Raw genomic sequence first — 22,129 nt, forward strand, 5'->3', positions numbered from 1 at the left:
GCACACCACGACGTCCGGGGCCGGCTCGGCGCCCCCCGGCCGGCCGCCCGCGCGCGTGGCGCCGATGCCAGACTGGCCCGCCGGACGACGACCTCGCGTCGCCGGACGCCGGGCGCCGGTCCCGGCGGGCGACGGGACGCACACGCGACGGGGCGGCACGGGACGGAACGGGGCAGTGGTGAGCAGGGCGATCTCGATGTTGTGGAGGCACGCCGATCCGAGTCTGGTCGTGCAGCTCATGGCGCGCTGCGATCCGAGCGGGCGCGGCCGGTTGGCGGCCTTGTTGTCCGACCGGCCGGAGGTGGTCGACCACGCGCTGACCGACGGTGATCGGGCCGTGCACATCGCGCTCGCCCGTTACGACCGGCTGCCGCGCTCGGTCCTGGAACGGCTGGTCGCGCTCGACGATCCCGAGATCGATCGGCACGTCTTCCTCAATCCCCGCGCCGACACGCGCATCCGCCGCCGGATCCTCGGCCGTGCCCTGGATCCCGAACTGCACGAGACACTGCGCACCACCCGCACCCGCACGCACGCGCTGGCCCTCGTGTACGCGCGCGACGGCCGCCTGCTCCGGCACGCGCTGACCGTCCTGGGCAGGCTCGCCAACCGACCCCATGTCGAACGGGCCCGGCTGCGGGCGTTCGCCGGACTGTGGCGGGCCGAGGGGCCGGAGGCCGTCCACGCCGCGCTGTCCGTCGGCCGGTATCGCACCAAGGTGGTGACGCCGATCGTGCGCGCGGCACTCGACGCGCCCGAGGGGCTCATGTTGCTGGAGGTCGGCGCGTGCGCCGGACCGGACGAGCGCGAACTCCTCACGCTGCTGCGAGCCGGCGGCTTGCGGCGCGGCGAGGCCCGGCACGTGCTCGCGACCTCGGACACACCGCCCGACTGGGACACGCTCACGCGGGCACATCGGCGGGAGCCGTTCACGCCCGAGGTGGCCGCGGCCCTGGCCGGCACCGAGGGCTGCCCGCCGTCGGTGGTGGCCGTGCTGGACACCGCCGCCAATCACAACCATCGCCCGCTCGAACAGGCCCTGCTGGCGGGTGTGACGACGCCCGAGGAATTCCTGCGCGCGGGCCGGCCCGCCTGGGACGTCCTGCGCGCCATGGACACCTTCGACGCGCGCTCCGCCGAGGCCGCCGCGTTCGACCCGCTCGTGACGGCGCTCCGCCCGCTGCTGCCGAACGATGTCCCGGGGTGGCTGCGGTTGGCCCGCACGGGACCGGGATTCCCCGGGACGGTCCACGAACTGTTGCGCCACGTCGAACACTCGGCCGGCACTCCCGCGCCGGCCGCCGAATCGGACCGGACCGCCGGGCCGCCCACCGCGCCGCCCGGCCCGCTCCGGTACGCGACGAGCCCGTTGTCGCTGCTGCTGACCCACGCCGAGCCGGGCCCGGCGGCCGAGGTCGTCTCCGCGCTGGCCCCGCACGACCTGCACGCGTTCGGCGCCGGCCGACACGGTCTCGCCCCGGCGCTTGCGGTCGCGCTCGCCCGCCGTTGGCCCGGCGAGCTTCCGCTCGGGATCGCCCGCCGGATCACCGCCCGCCGCGACGCGATCCAGGCGCTCGCGGAGGTCGAGGACGAGCTTTCCGCCGAGGTGGTCAAGGCACTCGCTCGGACCGACGAGGGCGTCTGGTCCGTCGATCCTCGGCGGGGCCGTACCCGCTACCGCATCGAGGGTCGCGCGTCGCCGGCGGACCTGGAGACCTGGCCGTCGCCGGAACCGCTGCGCGCGCTGCCCCGCCGGGTCCCCGCCGCGCTGTGGCGCCGCCTGGCCGAGGATCCCGGTGCCGACCGAGTCCCCGATCCGGCGGCTGCCGTCGCGGCGTACCACCCGGACTGCCCCGAAGCCCTGCTCCACACCCTCGTCCGGCGCCATCCGCATTTCTTCTCCTACGGGTGGGTGCAGTCCCCCGCCGTCGCCCGGGCGCTGATCGCCGACCCTCCCGTGCGCGAGTTGCCGACCTGGGAACTGGGCGACCTCCTGCGCGACGGGATGCTCACCCGGGCGGAGATCCTGGCCGGGGTCCGGCCGGCCGCACACGCCGTGATCGCGTGCCGTGACTTCGCCCGCGACACGGTGCGCCGGCGGTTGCGCGACGACGTCGACGCCTGGGTCGTGGCGACGAGCCTGCTCCGCGACTTCCCCGGCACGCTGGAGGAACTGCTCGCCACCGCGGCGGCCGTGACCGCCTGACCGCTCCGGGCGGCGCGGCGCACGGGAGCCGTGACCGTCATCAACTTTTGTTGACGAGCCGATCCGCCATCAACTAAAGTTGATGCGTGATCGACGCCAAAGACGTCCCCTCGCCCGAGCATCCCGAGGACGCGTTCGCGGCCGTGGTCGCACTGCGCGGCCTCGCCGCGTCGCTGGAGCGAGCCGCGGTGGACCACGCACTCGCCCAGGGCTGGACCTGGAACCACATCGGTCAGGCCCTGGGCATGAGCGCCCAGGCCGCCCACAAACGCCTGTCACCCTCCCGACGAACGCCACCACAGGACCGGTGATCCACCGGACCGGCAAGGAGATCCACCATGGGCATTCGAGCCGCGATACACGACATGGGCGCGATGAAGCGCCTCCTCACCGGCGCCGAGGAGCAGGCCCGCGCGCTCGGCGAGGACACCCCCGGCCCCGAGCACCTGCTCCTGGCCGCCCTCGCGCTCCCCGACGAGTCCGCCCACACGGCCCTGGCCGCGTCCGGTGTCACCGTCGAGGACGTCCGCCGCGTGCTGGCCGAATCCCATGCCGCGGCGCTGCGTTCGGTCGGCATCGACACCGACTCGATCCCCGCCGTCTCCCCCGCGCCCACCCCGCGCGGACCGTACCGCGCCTCCGGCAGCGCGAACGAGGTATTCCAACGAGCCGTCGCCATCGCCAAGTCCGAGCGGCCCGGGAAGCTGCGCACGGCGCACGTCCTGATCGCCGTCGCCGAGCTCGAACACGGCACGGCCGCCCGCGTGTTGCGCAATCTGGAGATCGATCGCCCGACCCTGATCGCGGCGGCGCACGCGGCCGTCCGGAACGAGAACCCCACCGGTCGGTGACAACCGGGAACCCACCGGCGCCGGCGGCCGCCGTCGCCCGGGACGGGGACGGCAGCCGCCGGCGCGGCGGGGGCGTCAGGCGCGCAGTCGCGCCATCCACGACTCGATCTCGTCCGCGCCGCGCGGCAGCGCGGCCGACAGGTTCCGGTTGCCGTCCTCGGTGACCAGGATGTCGTCCTCGATCCGCACCCCGATGCCGCGATACTCCTCGGGCACCGTCAGGTCGTCGGCCTGGAAGTACAACCCGGGCTCCACCGTCAGGCACATCCCCGGTTCCAGCGCGCCGTCCACGTACGACTCGGTCCGCGCCACCGCGCAGTCGTGCACGTCCAGGCCGAGCATGTGGCCCGTGCCGTGCAGGGTCCACCGGCGTTGCAGGCCGAGTTCGAGCACACGCTCCACCGGCCCCTCGACGATGCCCCAGGCGACCAGGTGCTCGGCGAGCACGCGCTGCGCCTCGTCGTGGAACTCGCGGTACTTGGCGCCGGGACGCACCGCGGCGATGCCCGCCTCCTGCGCGGCGAGCACCGCGTCGTAGATCCGCCGCTGCAACTCGGTGAAGCGGCCCGCGATCGGCAGCGTGCGGGTCACGTCGGCGGTGTACAGCGTGTGCGTCTCGACGCCCGCGTCCAGGAGCAGCAGGTCGCCCGAGCGCACGGCCCCGTCGTTGCGCACCCAGTGCAGCGTGGTCGCGTGCGGTCCGGCCGCGCAGATCGAGCCGTAACCGACGTCGTTGCCCTCGACCCGGGCGCGCAGGAAGAACGTGCCCTCGAGGTAGCGCTCGCTGGTCGCCTCGGCCCGATCCAGCACCCGCACCACGTCCTCGAAACCGCGTACGGTCGAGTCCACCGCGGCCTGGAGCTGGCGGATCTCGAACTCGTCCTTGACCAACCGCTGCTCGGCCAGGAAGACACGCAGTTCCTCGTCCCGCTCGGCGTCGAGCCGCTCGCCCAGGGCGCTCTCCAGACCCGCGTCGTGCCCGCGCACGATCCGCACGTCGACGCCGGCCCGCGCCACCTCGGTCGCGGCCGCGCGCACGTCCCGGCAGGGCAGCCCGTACAGCGCCTCGCCCTCGGTCGGACCGGGCCGCCGGCCGACCCACAGCTCGCCCTGGCCGTCCAGCCAGAACTCGCCGTTCTCGCGGTCGGACCGAGGCAGCAGGTACAGCACCGCGTCGTGGCCGTCGGCGACCGGTTCCAGGACCAGCACGCCGTCCTGGGTCAGGTCGCCGGTCAGGTAGGCGTACTCGCTCGACGCCCGGAAGGGGTACTCGGTGTCGTTGGAGCGGGTCTTGAGGTTGCCCGCGGGAATCACCAGGCGTTCGCCCGGGAACCGGGCCGACAGTGCGACCCGGCGCCGGGCGGTGTCGGATGCCTGTTCGATCGGCGCGAGATCCTCGCGCCCGGCGTCCGCCCAACCGGCGCGCATATTCGCGGCCAGTTCCTCCGAGACGCCCCGGTACAGGCCGTTCTTGCGCTGCTTGATCGGCTGCGCCTGCTCTGCGGACTGCCCGTTCTCGGCATCCACGCCTGCCTCCTCGGCTCGACTCCCGGTTGCGTTTCGATCATGTGTACGCCGTGCGTACGCGCCCATTCTTCCCGACCGGTGTTCGAGGGCGGGCACGGCGTCCCGGCGCGTCGACGCAGGCGGGAGGCGGGGCGAGAGGCTGGGGCGGTACGCACCCGTTCGGGCCGGCTCCCCGGGCGGCGGGCACCTTCCGCGTTCGGGCGACCCGTGTGACCCGAGGCGACCCACGAGCCCGGATCGAAAATACGTTCTGGTTAAAATCAGGACAAAATCGGGCATCGAATGCCGCTATGGGCTGTGTTGATGCGGTGACGTCCCGTGTTCGTCGAGTTCTCCCGCGCTGGACCCTCGCACTGGGCCTGTGTGCCTGCCTCGCCGCGTCGGCGTGCGCGGACACCGACTCCGTGCCGCGACCGGTGGCGCTCGACCGGGTCGCTCCGGACCGGGAACTGCCGGACAAGCCGGCGCCCGCCGAGGCGCCGGGGCAGGCCGCGCGGGCCGCAGCGCCGGACGAGGCGGCCACCCGCCGGGAGCGCGCCGCCGTGACCGCCGCCGCGAAGAAGTGGGGTTTGGCCTCCGTCCCGATCGCCGCCCCCGCGCCTCCGGCCACCCGGCCCGCGCTGCGGTCCGGGCCCGGCGTCGCGCTGCACGGCGACCTGCCGGCGGTCGTGCACCGGGTGCCCACCCAGGACCGGATCGTCTTCCTCACCATCGACGACGGCGCCGAGAAGGATCCGGACTTCGCCAGGATGACGCGCGAACTGCGGGTGCCCTTCAGCGCGTTCGTCAGCGGCTACCTGGCGCGCTCGGACTGGGGCTACTTCCGCCGACTGCATGAGCAGGGCGTGGCGGTGAACAACCACACCGTGAGCCATCCGGATCTGCGCAAGCTGGGCTATCAAGGCCAGCGCAACGAGATCTGTCGCCAACAGGACGAGTTGACCCGGGAGATCGGCAGCACGCCCCGGCTGTTCCGGCCGCCCTACGGCGAGTTCGACGAGAACACCCTGCACGCCGCGCAGTCGTGCGGGATCGTCGCCTTCCCGCTGTGGAACCAGGAGGCGTTCCCGGACCGGATGGAGTATCGCTACGACCACGTGTTCAAGCCGGGCGACATCATCCTGACCCACTTCCGCGGCCCCGGGGAGTGGAAGGGCGACATGACCGAGATGTTGCGCCGGGTGATCGACACGGTCACCCGGCAGGGCTTCGCCCTGGCCCGGCTGGACGACTACCTGTGACGCTCGCCGCGCGGACCCGCCCGACACGTGGGCGCCTGTTGCCGCGCCGCCGGGAACCGGGCACGCCCGAGGCGGAGTTCCCGGACGGCCTCGGGGCCGGATCGAGGTCCGAATCCGGAATCGGATCGTCCGGTGGTCACCGGGCCGGGCCCCGCGACGAGTGCTCGCCGATCGCGGTGACGACGGTGTCCCACACCTCGCGGGGCGGCATCCGGTGCCCCATCCCCGGCAGCGGGATCAGCGTGCTGTCCGCGATCGAGTCCGGCGGCCTCACCGTGACCGGCGACGTGTCGGCCGTACGCCGGCTGATCGCCGCCATGCCACGCTCCCGGACCGGCGCCGGGCCGTCGCCGGCGCGACCGTGAGCGGAGCGAGGGCGAGCGGCGCCGAAACGAGCCGTGCGAAAGCGAGGGGCGCCGAAGCGAGCGGCGCGAAAGTGACCGGGGCGACCGGGGCCGGTGCCATCGCGCGCGCCCGGGTCACACCCCGGATCACACCACCGTGACCGCGACCCCCGCCTCGGCGATCCGCGTCAGTTCCTCCTCCGGGGCGTCGCTGTCGGTGACCAGGTGACCGATCCGGGCGAGCGGGCAGATCCTGGCCAGCGTCACCTTCCCGATCTTCGAGCTGTCCGCCACCACGATGGTGCGCTGGCTGCGCTCGGTGAAGGCGCGGTCGGTGGCCGCCTCCAACTGGTCGTGGGTGGTGCAGCCGTGCGCGGCGCTGATGCCGTCCACGCCCAGGAAGGTCACGTCGGTGAAGTAGTCGGCGAGCGTCTTCTCGGCGATCGGACCGACCAGTTCGTAGCTCTCGTTGCGCGCGGTGCCACCGATCACGACGAGCGTGACGTCCTTGTGCAGGACCATCTCCGCGGCGATGTTCACCGCGTTGGTGACGATGGTGACGGGCCCGCGCTCGGCCAGGATCCGGGCGATCTCGGTGGCGGTGGAGCCCCCGGTCAGGCCGACCACCGCCTTCGGCGGCACCAGCGCGGCGGCGGCCTGGGCGATCGCCACCTTCTCCGGCCGGCGGCGCTCGCTGCGGTACTGCATGGGCGTCTCGAGGCCGATGTTGCCCACGGACGCCCCGCCGTGGGTGCGGCGCAGCAGACTCATGGCATCCAGGTGCTGGAGGTCGCGCCGCACCGTGGCTCCCGAGACCGCCAATATTTCGGACAGTTCCTCGACGCTCACGCTTCCCTTCGCACTGACGTGTTCGAGGATGCGCGCGTGACGCTCGGTTCTCAGCATATGCGCAGCATATCCGTGCGCATTCGCGCAGTCACGGTTTCCCGATCGATAGCTGACCGGCGGAATTCTGCCACCCGCGCGGCAACTCCCGTGCGCGTCCTGCGCAAAGACGATCCCTTGACATGACGAATGTTGCTCGATTTACTGCTGCGACGCCGAGAGCAGCGCAATCGGCGTCAAAGGTACGCCCAGCCGGTAGGCGGCGCTAAGCCGCAAGCCCGGACAAAGTCGCCAGGATGTCCGTGGACATCCGAGGCGGGGACGTATCCTCCGCATCTGGAGTTCGATGATGAACACCTTCCTCCCGCGTGGATCGGCCCGACGCGTCGCCGCGATGACGGCGACCACCGCGGCGATCGCGGGCACCCTGTTCCTCTCGACGTCCGCCAACGCGAACACCGAAGCGGGCGCGGACACCGCCGGCAGCACGAACGCGAAGGCCGGCGCCGTCACGGCGCCCCCGACACACGCGAACTTCGACTACCAGATCGGCGGCGCCTACACCCCGCCCGCCGGGGTCAAGGTGGTCACCCGCGATCACGGCGCCGCTCCCGCGCCCGGGCTCTACAACATCTGTTACGTCAACGCCTTCCAGGCCCAGCCGAACGCCGAAGGCGACTGGCGCGCCGACCTGCTGTTGCGGCGCGCCGACGGCTCGATCGTCTACGACGGCGTGTGGAAGGAAGCCCTGCTCGACCTGCGCACCGCCGCCAAGCGCACCGACATCGCCGCGAAGATCAACGCGCAGATCGACGAGTGCGCGAACAAGGGCTTCCAGGCCGTCGAGCCCGACAACTACGACAGCTACACCCGCTCCGAGGACCTGCTCACCGACCGGAACGCCAAGGACTACATCGCCCTGCTCTCCGCCCACGCGCACCGGCGCGGCCTGGCGATCGCGCAGAAGAACACCTCCGAGCTGGCCGCGGATCGCACCGCCCTCGGGCTCGACTTCGCCGTCGCCGAAGAGTGCGGCGAGTGGAACGAATGCAATGACTACACCAAGTACTTCGGCGACAACGTGATCGTGATCGAGTACACCGCCAAGGGCTTGTCCAACGCCTGCTCGAAGTGGGGCGGCAAGCTCAGCGTGGTCCGCCGCGACGTCGGTGTCAGCCCGATCGGCGACGGCAAGTACGTGCGCAAGACCTGCTGATCGCCCCCTTTGCGGCCCGGTGCCCGGGTCCGTCGGGATCCGGTCCGTCGGCAACCGGCACCGGGCCGCGTGCGCGGCCCGTTTCGCACCCGGTGTGTGTCCCTCCCCGCCACTTCGCCCGTCGACCCGTGCCCTCGCAACGGGCCCGGGGACGCGCTCGCCCCCCGCTCGTCGTCCCCGGGCCCGCCCGCTCGCGCCCGGTGATCGCCTTCGTGTGGCCCTTCCTCCGCCCGTCCCCGTCCCGGCGTGTGTGGCGGATCCCCGGCTCGGTGCGCCCGCGCGCACCCGGCCCCGCCCGCGCGTTTCGAAGTCTCCCTGGAGGTCCAGTGGTTTTCGGCCGACAGCATTTCGCCGGTCTCTCCCGTCGCGACGTGCTGCGCGCCGGCGCCGGTGTCGCGGTCGCCGCGACGCTGTCCGCGTGCGGCGGCACCGACGACGGCGTGGGCGCCGACGGGCGCGTCACGATCGAGATGTGGCACGGGCAGACCGACACCGGCCGCGAGGGCATCGAGGCCCTGGTGGAGAAGTTCCACCGGGTGCAGTCGGCGATCCGGGTCGACCTCGGCGGCGGTGTCCTGTCCGACGCGATGCTCCAGAAGATCACCGCCGCGCTCGCGTCCGGCTCCTACCCGGACATCGCCTACATCTTCGGATCCGACCTGGCCGGCGTCGCCCGCAGCCCGAAGGTGGTCGACCTGAGCGAGACGGTGCACGCGGCTCCCACGCCATGGGAGGACTACTGGGATCCGTCCCGGCAGGCCGTCACGATCAACGGCCGGGTACGGGCCTCGCCCGCCGTGCTCGACGCGTTGGCCGTGATCTGCAACAAGCGGCTCTTCGAGGAGGCCGGCATCCCGCTGCCGCAGGCGGGCTGGACCTGGACGGACTTCCTGGCCACGGCACAGCGGCTGACCGACGCGCAGCGCGGCGTCTTCGGCACCGGCTGGCCGGGGGTGGGCGACGAGGACACCGTGTGGCGGCTGTGGCCGATGGTGTGGGACCTGGGCGGCGACGTGGTCGCCGAGGACGGCCGCAACATCGGCTTCAAGGACGTCGGGGTGCGCGCGCTGGAGACCGTGGAGGCGCTCGCGCGGGCCAAGAGCGTCTACATCGACCCCAAGCCCGGCAGCGAGCAGATGTACCAGGTCTTCGCGTCCGGGCGGATGGGCATGGTGCTGACCGGCCCGTGGCAGATCCCGGACATCACCCAGGCGGGGATCGACTACCACGTGGTGCCGTTGCCGACCTACAGCGGCCGGCCGATGACCATCTGCGGTCCGGACACCTGGACGGTCTTCGACAACGGCAGCGCCCGGGTACGCGCCGCCCGCACGTTCGTGTCCTGGCTGGCGCAGCCGGACCAGGACATCGAATGGGCCCTGACGGTCGGCAGCCTGCCGCTGGGCCGGGCCTGCGAGGCCAAGCCCGAGTGGCGCGCGCACACCGCCGAGACCAACGGCCTGGAGGTGTTCACGCACGCCCTGGAGACCGCGCGCGTGCGCCCGGTGCATCCGGCCTATCCGCAGATCTCGATGGCGCTCGGCGAGGCCATCGTCTCCGTGCTGCTCGGCAAGAGCAGTCCGACCCGCGCGTTGAACCGCTGCGCCGCCGCGGCCAAGGCCGCCCTCGTCATACCGCGTTGAGGAGCCCCCATGTCATCACTGCCCGCTCCACTCACGCTGTCGGACCACGATCGACAACGCCGCACCCTGCGCCGCAGACGCCGGCGCGAATCGGCGACCGCCTGGGCGTACATCCTTCCGGCCGTCGTGGTCATCCTGGGCCTGAGCGTGTTGCCCTTCGTATGGTCGCTGCTGCTGTCCTTCCGGGCCGACGACCTGGTGACGCCCAGCCGATGGGTCGGCCTGGACAACTACGACGCGCTGACCCAGGACCCGCACTTCAGCCAGGCCGTACGCAACACCCTGTTGTACACCGCGTTGTACGTGCCGCTGAGCATGGCCTTCGGGCTGTTCCTGGCCCTGGTGTTGAACCGCAGGATCCGCCTGGTCGGGCTGTACCGCACGCTCATCTTCGTGCCGTTCGTCATCTCGGCCACGGCTCAGGGCGTGTTGTTCTCCTTCATCCTGGATCCGGAGTTCGGCGCGGCCAACTCGATCCTGCACGCGCTGGGCATCGGTCGGCAGGGATTCCTCACCGACCCCGGTCAGGCGTTGCTCGTCCTGGTGGCGATCTCGGTGTGGAGCGGCACCGGCTTTTGCGTGGTGATCTATCTCGCGGCGCTCCAGGACGTGCCGCCGTCGCTGTTGGAGGCGGCTCGCCTCGACGGCGCCGGGCGATGGCAACTGCTGCGTCACGTGGTCATGCCGACGCTCACGCCGGTCACCGTCTTCCTGTTGTTGTGGCAGACGATCAACGCGCTCCAGGTCTTCGACCTGGTCTATGTGACCACCAAGGGCGGGCCGTTGGGGTCCACCACCGTCATCGTCTACTTCATCTGGGAGCAGGCGTTCAAGAACTTCACCGCCGGGTACGGCGCGGCGGCCGCCTACGTGCTCGCCGCGGCCCTGCTGGTCATCGGGCTGGGCACGCGGTTCGTGCGCGCTCGCAAGCCCGGTGCCGTCGTCGTCGAGGGGGCCGCCAAGTGACCGTGACCACCGCCGTACCGATCGAGGCGGCCCGCCCGCAGGACCGGTCGCGTCCCGAGCCGCGCCGGCGCCGGTTGTTGCCGTTCAGTCCCTGGCATCTGCTGCTCGCACCGTTGTCCCTGCTGTTCGCGCTGCCGTTGGTCTGGCTCGTGCTCAGTTCGGTGATGACCAACGCGGAGATCAACCGGTTCCCACCCGCGTTGTGGCCCTCGGGCATTCACCTCGGCGGCTACCGCTACGTCCTGGGCAACGCGATGTTCCCGCGCTGGTTCATGAATTCGCTGATCGTCTCGGCGGTCGCGGTCGCCTCCAACCTGCTGTTCGGGGCGTTGGGCGGCTACGCGTTCGCCCGGATGCGGTTCGCCGGTTCACGGGTGCTGATGGTGGCGATGTTGGCCACCATGGCGATCCCGTTCCAGCTCACCATGATCCCGACGTTCCTGATCATGAAGCGGTTGGGTCTGATCGACACGCTGGGCGCGCTGATCATCCCCTCGCTGGTGACGCCGTTCGCGGTGTTCCTGCTGCGTCAGTTCTTCCTGTCCCTGCCCCGGGAACTGGAGGAGGCCGCCTGGATCGACGGCTGCTCCAGGCTGCGGGTGCTGATCCTGATCGTGCTGCCGCTGTCCCGACCGGCGCTGAGCACCGTCGCCGTGCTCACCTTCCTGACCACCTGGAACGACCTGACCTGGCCGTTGATCGCGATCAACCACGACACCCAGTACACCCTGCAACTGGGCCTGACCACCTTCCAGGGGCAGCACCACACCCAGTGGGCCGCCGTCATGGCGGGCAACGTGATCACCGTGCTTCCGGTGCTGCTGGCCTTCCTCGGCGCGCAGAAGGCGTTCATCCAGTCCATCACCTCCAGCGGGCTCAAGGGTTAGCGGTGTCCCGGGAGTTCGACCCTCCCCGGGACACACCCGGCATCCTGCCCTCACCCCTGGCACCGTCCCTGCCGTCCGCATCATTCGCACCCAGGAAGTTCGATGCCGCACACCTTCGACCTGCTCGTCATCGGTGACGCCAATCCCGATGTCGTCCTCGGTCCCCTCGACGAGCCGTTGGCCTTCGGTCAACGCGAACAACTCGTCCCCACCGGTCTGCTCACCCTCGGCGGCTCCGCCGCGATCACCGCGTGCGGAGCGGCCCGGCTCGGGCTGCGTGTCGCGATCGCCGGCCGCGTCGGCGACGACGAGGCCGGGCGCTTCGTCCGCGCCGCACTGACCGACCGGGGCGTGGACACCGCGGCGCTGCGCGTCGACCCGAACCTGTCCACGCCGCTGACCACGGTGCTCACCCGGGCCGACGGCGACCGCGCGATCCTCACCGCGGCCGGCACCCTGGACGCCACCGGACCCGAGGACGTCCCCGAGGAGTTGCTCACCCGCAGCAGGCACGTGCACGCGGCGTCCTACTTCCTGATGCCCAGGCTCGCGAAGGCGCTGCCCGACCTGCTGGGCACCGCCCGCGCACACGGCGCGGGCACGTCCCTGGACACCAACGACGATCCCTCCGGGCGCTGGGATCCCACCGGCCTGGCCGCCGTACTGCCCACCGTCGACGTCCTGTTGCCCAACGCGCAGGAGGCTCTGGCGCTGGCCCGGATGCCCACCGGCACCCCCGAGCAGGCGGCCGAACGGCTGGCCGCCCAGGGCCCGTTGGTGGTGGTCAAGAACGGCGGCGAGGGCGCCTTCGCGCACGACGGTCGCACCGTACTGCGCACCCGGGGCATCCCGGCGCGACCGCTGGACACGGTCGGCGCCGGCGACAGCTTCGACGCCGGATACCTCGCCGCCCTGCTCGCCGGCGAGTCGCCCGGCCGAGCACTCGAACTCGCCGCCGCGTGCGGTGCCCTGTCCACCCGGGCGCACGGCGGCACGCCGGCCCAACCCACCTGGGACGAGGCTGTCGCAGCCGTCGCCCGCAACGGAAAGAACCAGTGATGACCCGCACCAAGATCGTCTTCGTCGGCGCCGGCAGCGTCGTGTTCACCCAGGGGTTGCTGGCCGACCTCTTCGCCTTCCCGGAGTTGCGCCGGGCGCACATCGCGCTGCACGACATCGACCCGGAGCGGCTGGCCACCGCACAGGGCGCGGCCCGTCTGATCGCGAGGGAGCGCGGCGCGGACCCGGCGATCAGCACGCACATCGATCGCCGCGAGGCGCTCGCCGGCGCCCACTTCGTGATCAACATCGTCCAGGTCGGCATGCGTGAGGCCACCCGGACCGACTTCGAGGTGCCCGCCGAATACGGCCTGCGCCAGACCATCGGCGACACGCTCGGCATCGGCGGCATCTTCCGCGCGCTGCGCACCTTCCCGGTGTTGCGGGCCCTCGGCGAGGACATCGCCGAGATCTGCCCGGACGCGTGGTTGCTGAACTACACCAACCCGATGGCGATGAACGTGGGTTACCTCACCCGGGCCACCGGGCTGACCCGGGTGGTGGGGCTGTGCCACTCGGTCTACTGGACCATGCAGGGCCTGGCGGAACTGGTCGGAGTCCCCTATGAGGAGGTCGACTACCGCGCCGCCGGCGTCAACCACCAGGCCTGGGTGCTGCGCTTCGAGCACAACGGCACCGACCTGTACCCGAAGTTGGACGCGCTCATCGCCGAGGACGCCGAACTGCGGCGCCGGGTACGGGTGGACATGTATCGCCGGCTGGGCTTCTACCCGACCGAGACCAGCGAGCACTCCAGCGAGTACGTGCCCTGGTACCTGGGCCACGACAGCGAGATCACCCGGCTCCGGCTGCCGGTCGGCGCCTATCTCGGCATCGTCGACGAGAACATGGCCGCCTACGAGGAGACCCGCCGCGCGCTGGCCGCCGGGGACCCGGTCCCGGTGGAGTCAACGATGGAGTACGCGCCGCAGATCATCCACAGCATCGTCACCGGGACCCCGCGCACGGTCTACGGCAATGTGCCCAACCACGGGCTGATCGACAACCTGCCCGCCGATGGCATCGTCGAAGTACCGTGCTTGGTGGATGCGTTGGGCGTGCAGCCCACGCGGGTGGGGGCACTGCCGGCGCAGTGCGCCGCGCTCAACCGCGCCTACCTGAGCGTGAACGACCTGGTCGTACGCGCCGCCCTGGAGGACGACCCGCGGCACATCCGGCACGCGGCGATGGCCGACCCGGCCACCGCCGCCGCGTTGCCCGTCGAGCGCATCTGGGACCTGTGCGACGACATGGCCCGCGCGCACGGGGACCTGCTCCAGCCGGCACTGCGCGCCACGCTGGGGCACTGACGCGATGAGCGAGCTGCGCGTGGGCGTGGTCGGGGTCGGACAGCGCGCCGGTCTGGCCGTCGAGGCGAACCGGCCGGGCCGGGCCCGGGTGGTCTCCTGCGCCGACCCCGCCGCGCGCGGCCGGGCCGACGCCGTCGCCCTGTTCGGCCCGGACGTCGCCGTGCACACCGACCACCGACGCATGCTCGACGACCGTCTCGACGCCGTCTTCGTACTGACCCCGGACGATCGACACGTCGAGCCCGCGCTGTTCTTCCTGACCGCCGGGGTGCCGGTGTTCGTGGAGAAGCCGCTGGCCATCACGGTGCCCGACTGCGACCGCCTGCTGCGCGCCGCGCACGAGAGCGGGACCAGGTTGTACGTCGGGCACAACCTGCGTCACCTGCCGATGTTGCGACGGATGCGCGAGTTGATCGACGAGGGCGCGATCGGCCGGGTCCGGTCGGTGTGGTGCCGGCACTTCGTCGGGCACGGCGGCGACTTCTACTTCAAGGACTGGCACGCCGAACGTGCGCGCACCACCGGCCTGTTGCTCCAGAAGGGCGCGCACGACCTGGACGTGATCCACTGGTTGGCCGGCGGCTACTCGCACGACGTGGTCGCGATGGGCGACCTGGCGGTGTACGGCGGCAACCCCCGGCGCGAGCCCGTGCTCGCCGCCGCCGGCCGGGATCCGGCGACCCGGGTCGAGGAGGAGGCTCGGGCGCGGGACGGGTTCGCCCCCGAGGTGTGGCCGCCGACGGCGATGACCGGGCTCAATCCGATCGTCGACGTGGAGGACATCAGCCTGATGCTCACCCGACTCGACAACGGTGTCCTGGCCAGCTATCAGCAGTGCCACTTCACGCCGGACTACTGGCGCAACTACACGGTGATCGGCGACGAGGGCCGGATGGAGAACTTCGGCGACGGCCTGGAGGACGACCACCCGTCGATCAAGTTGTGGAATCTGCGCCGCTCCGGCTACCGGGCCGACGCCGACCGCAGCGAGTACGTGCCCGGCGGCGGCCTGCACGGCGGCGCGGACCCGGCCCTGGTCACCGAGTTCCTGCGCTTCGCGGTCCACGGCGGACCCACCCGTACCTCGCCGATCGCCGCGCGACAGGCGGTGGCCGCGGGTGTCGCCGCCACCGCCTCGTTGCGGGCGGGCGGCGTGCGTACCGAGGTGGCGCCGCTCGACCCGGACCTGATCCGCTACTTCGCGGCGCACCAGGGCACCGCACCCGGTCCGCCTTCGGGCACCACGGCGACCTCCTGACGAGGTGGTCGCCACACCCGCGGTCCGCACGGCCGATCGACACCGGCCGAGCGGACCGCGGGTGCCTTCGGCTCAGTAGTCCTCGTGGGCGAACGGAAGCAGTTCCGTACGCAGCGCCCGGTCCAGTTCGGCCGCCGCGCCCGGCGTGGACTCGACCACCAACCCGGCCGCGACGAGTCGGGCCGGCGGGGTGCCGCCCAGGTAGCACGCCGCCAGGTCGCGGACCTCCAGCACGAGATCGGCCGGAGCCCGGGTCGCGGTGTAGCTCGCGCCCTCGGGTCCGGCGGTGAGCCGGAATCGCCCGTGGTTGCCGGACACCGCCGGGTCCCGAACGTCGAGCACGAGGTCGACGGGCGCGGCCCACGAGCGGGCGGTGAGCGCGGTCCGCACGTCCACCAGGCGGATCCACAGCGCCGGGAACTGCCTGGTCACCCGCACCTGGTCCCGGTCGCTCGCGAACAGCAACAGTGGATCGTCCGCCGGCCGGACCCAGGCCACCACCTTGCCGGTCAGGTCGATCGAGGCGAGGTAGTCCCACAGCGCTGCGGCCGCCGGGGCGCCGTCGGCCTCCAGTTCGTGCACCTCGACCACGCCCGGGGTGCCGGCCGCGCTGTTCCCGGACTCGACCCGGTAGATGGCGTACCCGACCGGCGGGGCGCCGCTGTCGCCGAGCACGACGATCCGAGTCGGCGACTCGTCGTCGTCGGCCGCCAGGACGTTCTCGGCCCACCACCGCTCGTCCCGGGCGAACCGGCCCGCACGCGACGCGCGGGCGGCCTCGTACACGGGGTCGAGCAGGCCGGCCGCGTTGTCGGCGTCGACCAGCCGCAGCGGGCGCGGGTCCGGCGCCACGCGCAGCGCGAGCGGACGACGGCTGTCGATCTCGACCCCGAGCCCCTCGGTGCCGGGCGCGTAGCCGAACCGGCCGTAGATCGCGTCCTCGGAGGACCACAGGCACGACAGCGCCTGTCCGGCCTCGGCGCACCGACGCCATTGTTCGTCGATCATCCGCGACAGGAGCCCGCGTCTGCGGTGGGTCGGCGCGACGGCGACGAAGTCGAGCCCGGCGCAGGGCTGCTCGCCGCCGGGCACGGACAGCGCGAAGCGGTGCGCGACGACCTGGCCGACCAACGTGTCGTCGTCGTACGCGCCGATGCGCTCGCAGTTCCAGGAGTACTTCGCGATACCGCTCGCGTCTGGCGGCCGAGTCCTTCTCGTGGAAGGCCAGATCGGCGAGATCCAATACCTGGTCCAGATGTGCTTCCGGGATCTCCCGGATGTCGAGGCTCACCGTCGTGACGCTAACCGCGCCCGCCGCGCGTGGCCATCGCTTTCCCCGCGCCCGTCGCCGACCGGCGTTCGGGTGAATGTCGACACCGACCGGTTGCCCGGAGCGATTCGCCTCGTTGCATTGCACGAGCGCCGCATCCGGGCGGCGTGAACGTCGATACGGAGAGACACCAGTGAACTCGTTCAAGAAGGCCACCGTGCTGGCCGCCGGCACCGCCGCCCTGGTCATGGCGGGCGCGGGTGGCGCGAGCGCCACCGCCGAGGCCGACGGCGCCGCCGTGAACTCCCCCGGCGTACTGTCCGGCAACAACCTGCAGGTCCCGATCCACATCCCGATCAACATTTGCGGGAACACGGTCAACGGCCTCGCCGCCCTCAACCCGACGTTCGGGAACGTCTGCCTCAACGTCGACGGTGAGGACAAGCACGAGGACTTCAAGGCCGGCAACCACACCGGGAGCATGGTCGGCGACGGCCACCACGGCTGACCCACCATCCCCCGGTCTCGGCTCCTCCTCCCTGACCGGGTGTCTCGGGGCTCCGCGAGTGCGTCCGCGGAGCCCCGATCGCCGTTTCGAGGCGAACGACGACCGGGCGGGATCGGCCTCGCGCCCGAGCCCGAGCCCTGGCCCGAGTCCGAGTCCGTAGTCGACCGCGCGGGACCGAGGCCGTAGTCGTCCCGCCGCCTACGAGAGGTACGGCTCCGCGCGTCTCGCGCCGTTCCACCATCCGCCGTGCCGGCCACGGCCACGGCTTGGCGTACGGCCCAGCGCGTCTCGCGCCGTTGCCCGGGTGTGGCATCCGGCCGCCGGAGAGCGCCCGTCGAAGGCGCACCCGGTCCGCGCGAGTCCGGCCCGTCCCGCCCACCGGTCCCCCGCGTCGCCCTCCGCGTGATGCGAACATGCGCGCCCTCGCCGCGTTCACGGGTGGTCGGCGACGCCCCGCTTCCGCCGGCCCTCCGCACCATTTGGCCCGGTTCGCCCGTTCACCCGATTCGCCCGGCCCGCCGCCTCGCCCGGCCCGCCGCTTCGCCCGGCACACCGCCGCTCGGGCGCGCGCCGCACCGCACCGCACGCCTTGCGCGCTCCCCGACCGTCTTGCCGGCCCCTCCCTCGGCGGTCGGGCGAACAAGCGTTCCCGCCGCGGTGGTTGACAGTGCAACCGAGATCACCTCTATTATTCTATCCGGAATCATATACGTTTCGAGATGGCATCGCTGATCCAGGCGCAAAGGGGTGGCGAGTGACGCACGACGCGGTGACCGCATCGACCGGGCGGCGGCCCGGCAAGGTGCTGGCCGTACACCTCAACTACCGCTCCCGCGCGCACCAGCGTGGCCGCGTCCCCGACCATGCCTCGTATTTCCTCAAACCGAGCAGCTCGCTCACCGGATCCGGCCCGGTCGAGCGGCCGGCCGGCGTCGAACTGCTGGGCTTCGAGGGCGAGATCGCGCTGATCGTCGGCCGCACCGCGCACCGTGTGGCCCCCGCCGACGGATGGGCGCACGTCGGCTGGGTGACCGCCGCGAACGACCTGGGTCTGTACGACCTGCGCTACGCGGACCGCGGTTCCAACGTCCGGGCCAAGGGCGGCGACGGCTTCACCCCGCTGGGACCGACGCTGCTGCCCGCGGCCGAGCTGCGACCCGACGAGCTGCGCGTACGCACGTGGCTGGACGGGGAGTTGGTCCAAGAGGACGAGAGCGCGACGCTGCTGTTCGGCTTCGCCGAGTTGGTCGCGGACCTGTCCCGACTGCTCACCCTGGAGGTCGGCGACGTGATCCTCACCGGCACCCCGGCGGGCGCGTCGGTGGCCGGGATCGGGCAACGCGTCGAGGTCGAGGTGGACAGCCTGCGCGACCCCGACCGCAGCACCGGCAGGCTGCGCACCGACGTGGTCGCCGGCCCGGAACTCGCGGAGTGGGGTGCACCGCCCCGGGTCGACCCGGCCACCCGGGCCGACGCCACCGGCACGCGGCCCGCGTCCACCCAGCCACACCGCCCCCCGAAGCCCGCCGGGCCGCCCGCGCCCACCCCGCCCGCCGAGCCCGCCGGCGCCGACACGCCACCCGTCCTCACCGACGACCTGCGTGCCCGGCTCACCCGAGTGGCCGTGGCCACGCTGAGCGTGCAACTGCGCGCCCGCGGCTTCGACACCGTCTCGATCGACGGCGTCCGCGCCCTCACCCCGGGGACCCGCCTGGTCGGCACCGCCCGCACACTGCGCTATGTCCCGTTCCGCAAGGACCTGTTCGCCGAGCACGGCGGCGGCTTCAACACGCAAAAACGTGCCGTCGACTCGCTGGAACCCGGCCAGGTCCTGGTGATGGAGGCACGCGGCGTGGCCGGCGCCGGCACCCTGGGCGACATCCTCGCGCTGCGCGCCCGCACGCTCGGTGCGGCCGGCATCGTCACCGACGGCGCCGTCCGGGACAGCGCCGCCGTGGCCGCGCTGGGCCTGCCCGTACTGGCCGCCGCCGCGCATCCCGCCGTGCTCGGCCGCCGGCACGTGCCCTGGGACGCCGACGTCACCATCGCGTGCGGCGGCGCCACCGTACAGGTCGGGGACATCGTGGTGGCCGACGACGACGGCGCCGTGGTGATCCCGCCCGCACTGCTCGCCGAGGTCCTCCCGGCCGCCGAGGAGCAGGAGTCCCGCGAGCGCTTCATCACCGAACAGGTGGCCGCCGGCGCGGAGTTGGCCGGCCTGTACCCGCTCGGGCCGGACTGGGAGCCCGCCTACCGCGCGTGGGCCGCCGACATCCCTGTCGGCGCCCCTGTCGACATCCCCCCATCCGGCCCCGCCGTCACGTCGGCCGGCATCACCACCCCCGCCGACGCAGCCCGCGCAAGCACCGCCCCGACCACCACTCGCGAGGAGCACCGATGAAGTACCGCGCCGATCCGTCCCTGATCCGCGGCTCGATCGCCCCGCTGGTCACCCCCTTCACCCCGGAGGGCGCGGTCGACACCGCCGCGCTGCGCCGTCTGGTCCGCTGGCAGATCGCGGCCGGTTCGCACGGCATCTCGCTCGGCGGCTCCACCGGCGAGCCGTCCGCACAGACCCTCGCCGAGCGCGCCGAGGCGATCCGGGCGGTCGCCGCCGAGATCGACGACCGGGTGCCGTTCCTGCCGGGCACCGGATCGACCAAGCTGGACGAGACCCTGGAACTGACCGGGATCGCCCGGGAGTCCGGCGCCGACGCGGTGCTGATCATCACCCCGTACTACGCGCGCCCCACCCAGGAGGCGTTGTTCGCCTGGTATTCCACGGTCGCCCGGGAGTACCCGGATCTGCCCGTGGTGATCTACAACGTGCCCGGTCGCACCGCCGTGGAGATCGCTCCACAGACCGTGGCCCGGCTCTTCCGGGCGCACGAGAACATCGTCGGCGTCAAGGAGACCACCAGGGACTTCGAGCACTTCTCCCGGGTGATCGAGGCCGCCGGTCCCGAACTGCTGGTCTGGTCCGGCATCGAACTGTTGTGTCTGCCGGTCCTGGTCCTGGGCGGCGCGGGCTTCGTCTCCGCGCTGGCCAACATCGCACCGGCCGCGGTCGCGCGGATGTACGAGGCCTATCAGGAGGGCGATCCGGGCCGGGCCCGCGAGTTGCACTACGCCCTCCATCCCCTGGTGGACCTGCTGTTCGTGGAGACCAACCCGGCGCCGGCCAAGTGGCTGATGCACCGACGCGGCCTGATCGGCTCCGACTTCGTGCGTCCACCGCTGCTGCCGCTGTCCGAGCGGGGCCGAGCGGACGTGACCGCCCTCGCGCAGAGCCGGCTCGACCTGCTGACCGACCCCGCCCTTGGAGAAGAAGCGATATGAGTTCCACGACGACGACTCCCGTCGAGCACTCCGCGGTGCCCGCCGCGCTGCCCACGCGGTTGCGTCATTTCATCGACGGCCGGCACGTGGACTCGCTTGACGGCGCCACCTTCGAGGTCTGCGCCCCCGCCTCCAACCTGCCCTACGCGACCGCGGCTGCGGGCAAGGCGGCCGACGTGGACGCCGCGGTGCGGGCCGCCCGGCGCGCCTTCACCTCGGGTCCGTGGCCCGGGACGCAGGCCAAGGAGCGGGCCCGGGTGCTCCGTCGCATCGCCGACGAGGTGGAGCGTCGGGACGCCCGGCTGGCCGAGTTGGAGACCTTCGACACCGGTCTGCCGATCACCCAGGCGCTGGGTCAGGCGCAGCGCGCCGCGGAGAACTTCCGCTTCTTCGCGAACCTGATCGTCGGTCGGACCGACGAGGCGTACCAGGTGCCCGGTCGCCAGCTCAACTACGTCAATCGCCGCCCGATCGGGGTCGCCGGACTGATCACGCCGTGGAACACGCCGTTCATGCTCGAGTCGTGGAAGCTGGCGCCGGCTCTGGCCGCCGGCTGCACGGTGGTGCTCAAGCCGGCCGAGTTCACCCCGCTGTCGGCTTCGTTGTGGGCGGACATCCTCACCGAAGCGGGCCTGCCGCAGGGCGTGTTCAACCTGGTCGGCGGATTCGGCGAAGAGGCGGGCGCGGCCCTGGTCGAACATCCCGACGTGCCGCTGATCTCGTTCACCGGCGAGACCACCACCGGGCAGAACATCTTCCGCTCCGCGGCCCGACACCTCAAGGGCCTGTCGATGGAGCTCGGCGGCAAGTCACCGGTGATCGTGTTCGCCGACGCCGACCTGGACGACGCGATCGACGCCGCGCTCTTCGGGGTGTTCTCACTCAACGGCGAACGCTGCACCGCCGGTTCGCGGATCCTGGTCGAGCGGGGGGTGTACGCCGAGTTCGTCGAGCGGTTCGCCGCGCGAGCCGAACGCATCGTGGTCGGCCCGCCGCGGGATCCGACCACCGAGGTGGGCGCGCTGGTGCACCCCGAGCACTACGAACGGGTGTTGGCGTACGTGGAGATCGGCCGGCACGAGGCGCGGCTGGTCGCGGGCGGCGCCCGTCCCGCGCACCTGCCGACCGGGAACTACCTGGCGCCGACCGTCTTTTGCGACGTGCCGCCGGACGCGCGGATCTTCCAGGAGGAGATCTTCGGACCGGTGGTGGCGCTGACCCCGTTCGCGGACGAGGCCGAGGCGATCGAGCTGGCCAACGCGGTCCGCTACGGACTGGCCGGCTACGTGTGGACCAACGACATCCGCCGGGCGCACCGGGTGGCGCAGAGCGTCGAGTCCGGGATGGTGTGGATCAACTCGCACAACGTCCGCGATCTGCGCACGCCGTTCGGCGGGATCAAGGCCTCGGGGCTCGGTCACGAGGGCGGCTACCGCTCGATCGACTTCTACACGTCGCAGCAGGCCGTCCACGTGGCCATGGCGCCGCTGCACACCGCCCGCTTCGGCGCCGCGTGAGCCCGGGACGCCGGCCGGGTGTCCGGCCCGTGCCCGCCGGATCCCCGTCCGCGCTCGACCATGGCCCCGGCCGGGGCGGAGCGCTGGTTTCCGGATCGGGCCCGGGTGACCGGGACCGATCGCGCCGGCCGGGTCCGGCGC

Annotated in this window: 20 protein-coding genes; 16 read left to right on the forward strand and 4 right to left on the reverse strand. The window is 72.2% G+C overall.

Annotated features, from left to right (window positions below; genetic code table 11):
- Positions 1–178 precede the first annotated feature (178 nt).
- The 3 genes from OG948_RS42770 to OG948_RS42780 all read left to right on the forward strand — a co-directional run bounded on the left by OG948_RS42770 (position 179) and on the right by OG948_RS42780 (position 3,057).
- Positions 179–2,206: a hypothetical protein gene (locus OG948_RS42770; protein WP_331770378.1), complete on the forward strand. Its 2,028-nt coding sequence runs from the start codon at positions 179–181 to the stop codon at positions 2,204–2,206.
- Positions 2,207–2,292: 86 nt separating this feature from the next.
- The gene (locus OG948_RS42775; RefSeq protein ID WP_331770379.1) at positions 2,293–2,517 is read left to right on the forward strand and encodes a helix-turn-helix domain-containing protein; all 225 of its coding nucleotides are present in this window, start codon (positions 2,293–2,295) and stop codon (positions 2,515–2,517) included.
- A 27-nt stretch (positions 2,518–2,544) separates the two neighbouring features.
- Positions 2,545–3,057, forward strand: coding sequence for a Clp protease N-terminal domain-containing protein (locus OG948_RS42780; protein WP_331770380.1), 513 nt, complete (start codon positions 2,545–2,547; stop codon positions 3,055–3,057).
- A 75-nt stretch (positions 3,058–3,132) separates the two neighbouring features.
- Here the strand turns inward: OG948_RS42780 and OG948_RS42785 are convergent, their stop codons facing one another.
- Complete coding sequence (locus tag OG948_RS42785; protein ID WP_331770381.1) at positions 3,133–4,584, reverse strand: aminopeptidase P family protein; 1,452 nt, start codon at positions 4,582–4,584, stop codon at positions 3,133–3,135.
- 308 nt (positions 4,585–4,892) lie between these two features.
- On the opposite strand from OG948_RS42785, the gene OG948_RS42790 reads away from it, so the two are divergent.
- Positions 4,893–5,825 carry a polysaccharide deacetylase family protein gene (locus OG948_RS42790; protein ID WP_331770382.1) on the forward strand — a complete coding sequence of 311 codons (933 nt, stop codon included), beginning with the start codon at positions 4,893–4,895 and terminating at the stop codon, positions 5,823–5,825.
- Between the two features lie 136 nt (positions 5,826–5,961).
- Here OG948_RS42790 and OG948_RS42795 read toward each other — a convergent pair whose 3' ends face one another.
- Positions 5,962–6,144 (reverse strand): hypothetical protein, encoded by a 183-nt coding sequence (locus OG948_RS42795; RefSeq protein ID WP_331770383.1) that lies wholly within the window; start codon positions 6,142–6,144, stop codon positions 5,962–5,964.
- A 172-nt stretch (positions 6,145–6,316) separates the two neighbouring features.
- Complete coding sequence (locus OG948_RS42800) at positions 6,317–7,075, reverse strand: DeoR/GlpR family DNA-binding transcription regulator (RefSeq protein ID WP_331770384.1); 759 nt, start codon at positions 7,073–7,075, stop codon at positions 6,317–6,319.
- 289 nt (positions 7,076–7,364) lie between these two features.
- Between OG948_RS42800 and OG948_RS42805 the strand changes: the two genes are divergently transcribed.
- From OG948_RS42805 to OG948_RS42835, 7 genes are all read left to right on the forward strand, one after another.
- Positions 7,365–8,231, forward strand: coding sequence for an endo alpha-1,4 polygalactosaminidase (locus tag OG948_RS42805; protein WP_331770385.1), 867 nt, complete (start codon positions 7,365–7,367; stop codon positions 8,229–8,231).
- Between the two features lie 326 nt (positions 8,232–8,557).
- On the forward strand, positions 8,558–9,874 hold the full coding sequence (locus tag OG948_RS42810; RefSeq protein ID WP_331770386.1) for an extracellular solute-binding protein: 1,317 nt from the start codon (positions 8,558–8,560) through the stop codon (positions 9,872–9,874).
- A 9-nt stretch (positions 9,875–9,883) separates the two neighbouring features.
- Positions 9,884–10,840 carry a sugar ABC transporter permease gene (locus tag OG948_RS42815; protein WP_331770387.1) on the forward strand — a complete coding sequence of 319 codons (957 nt, stop codon included), beginning with the start codon at positions 9,884–9,886 and terminating at the stop codon, positions 10,838–10,840.
- Entirely contained in the window at positions 10,837–11,727 is an 891-nt protein-coding gene (locus OG948_RS42820) for a carbohydrate ABC transporter permease (protein ID WP_406300591.1), read from the forward strand. Before OG948_RS42815 ends, OG948_RS42820 begins: the two co-directional genes overlap by 4 nt.
- Positions 11,728–11,829: 102 nt before the next feature.
- Complete coding sequence (locus tag OG948_RS42825; RefSeq protein WP_331770388.1) at positions 11,830–12,786, forward strand: carbohydrate kinase family protein; 957 nt, start codon at positions 11,830–11,832, stop codon at positions 12,784–12,786.
- Complete coding sequence (locus tag OG948_RS42830) at positions 12,786–14,096, forward strand: alpha-glucosidase/alpha-galactosidase (protein ID WP_331770389.1); 1,311 nt, start codon at positions 12,786–12,788, stop codon at positions 14,094–14,096. The genes OG948_RS42825 and OG948_RS42830 overlap by 1 nt, the downstream gene beginning before the upstream one ends.
- A gap of 4 nt (positions 14,097–14,100) precedes the next feature.
- Positions 14,101–15,354, forward strand: coding sequence for a Gfo/Idh/MocA family oxidoreductase (locus OG948_RS42835; protein WP_331770390.1), 1,254 nt, complete (start codon positions 14,101–14,103; stop codon positions 15,352–15,354).
- Positions 15,355–15,426: 72 nt separating this feature from the next.
- Here the strand turns inward: OG948_RS42835 and OG948_RS42840 are convergent, their stop codons facing one another.
- Positions 15,427–16,611, reverse strand: a complete 1,185-nt coding sequence (locus OG948_RS42840) for a GNAT family N-acetyltransferase (RefSeq protein WP_331773493.1) — start codon at positions 16,609–16,611, stop codon at positions 15,427–15,429.
- On the opposite strand from OG948_RS42840, the gene OG948_RS42845 reads away from it, so the two are divergent.
- The 5 genes from OG948_RS42845 to hpaE all read left to right on the forward strand — a co-directional run bounded on the left by OG948_RS42845 (position 16,508) and on the right by hpaE (position 21,988).
- Positions 16,508–16,795: a hypothetical protein gene (locus tag OG948_RS42845; protein ID WP_331770391.1), complete on the forward strand. Its 288-nt coding sequence runs from the start codon at positions 16,508–16,510 to the stop codon at positions 16,793–16,795. The genes OG948_RS42840 and OG948_RS42845 overlap by 104 nt on opposite strands.
- A 22-nt stretch (positions 16,796–16,817) precedes the next feature.
- Positions 16,818–17,132 (forward strand): chaplin, encoded by a 315-nt coding sequence (locus OG948_RS42850; RefSeq protein WP_331770392.1) that lies wholly within the window; start codon positions 16,818–16,820, stop codon positions 17,130–17,132.
- Positions 17,133–17,886: 754 nt separating this feature from the next.
- Complete coding sequence (locus tag OG948_RS42855) at positions 17,887–19,533, forward strand: fumarylacetoacetate hydrolase family protein (RefSeq protein ID WP_331770393.1); 1,647 nt, start codon at positions 17,887–17,889, stop codon at positions 19,531–19,533.
- Positions 19,530–20,471 carry a 4-hydroxy-tetrahydrodipicolinate synthase gene (gene dapA, locus OG948_RS42860; protein WP_331770394.1) on the forward strand — a complete coding sequence of 314 codons (942 nt, stop codon included), beginning with the start codon at positions 19,530–19,532 and terminating at the stop codon, positions 20,469–20,471. Before OG948_RS42855 ends, dapA begins: the two co-directional genes overlap by 4 nt.
- A complete protein-coding gene (hpaE, locus tag OG948_RS42865; RefSeq protein WP_331770395.1) occupies positions 20,468–21,988 on the forward strand; it encodes a 5-carboxymethyl-2-hydroxymuconate semialdehyde dehydrogenase in 1,521 nt (506 codons plus the stop codon). The genes dapA and hpaE overlap by 4 nt, the downstream gene beginning before the upstream one ends.
- Positions 21,989–22,129 lie beyond the last annotated feature (141 nt).

Origin of the sequence: Embleya sp. NBC_00888, from assembly GCF_045207655.1 — a bacterium.
Classification (GTDB): Bacteria; Actinomycetota; Actinomycetes; order Streptomycetales; family Streptomycetaceae; genus Embleya.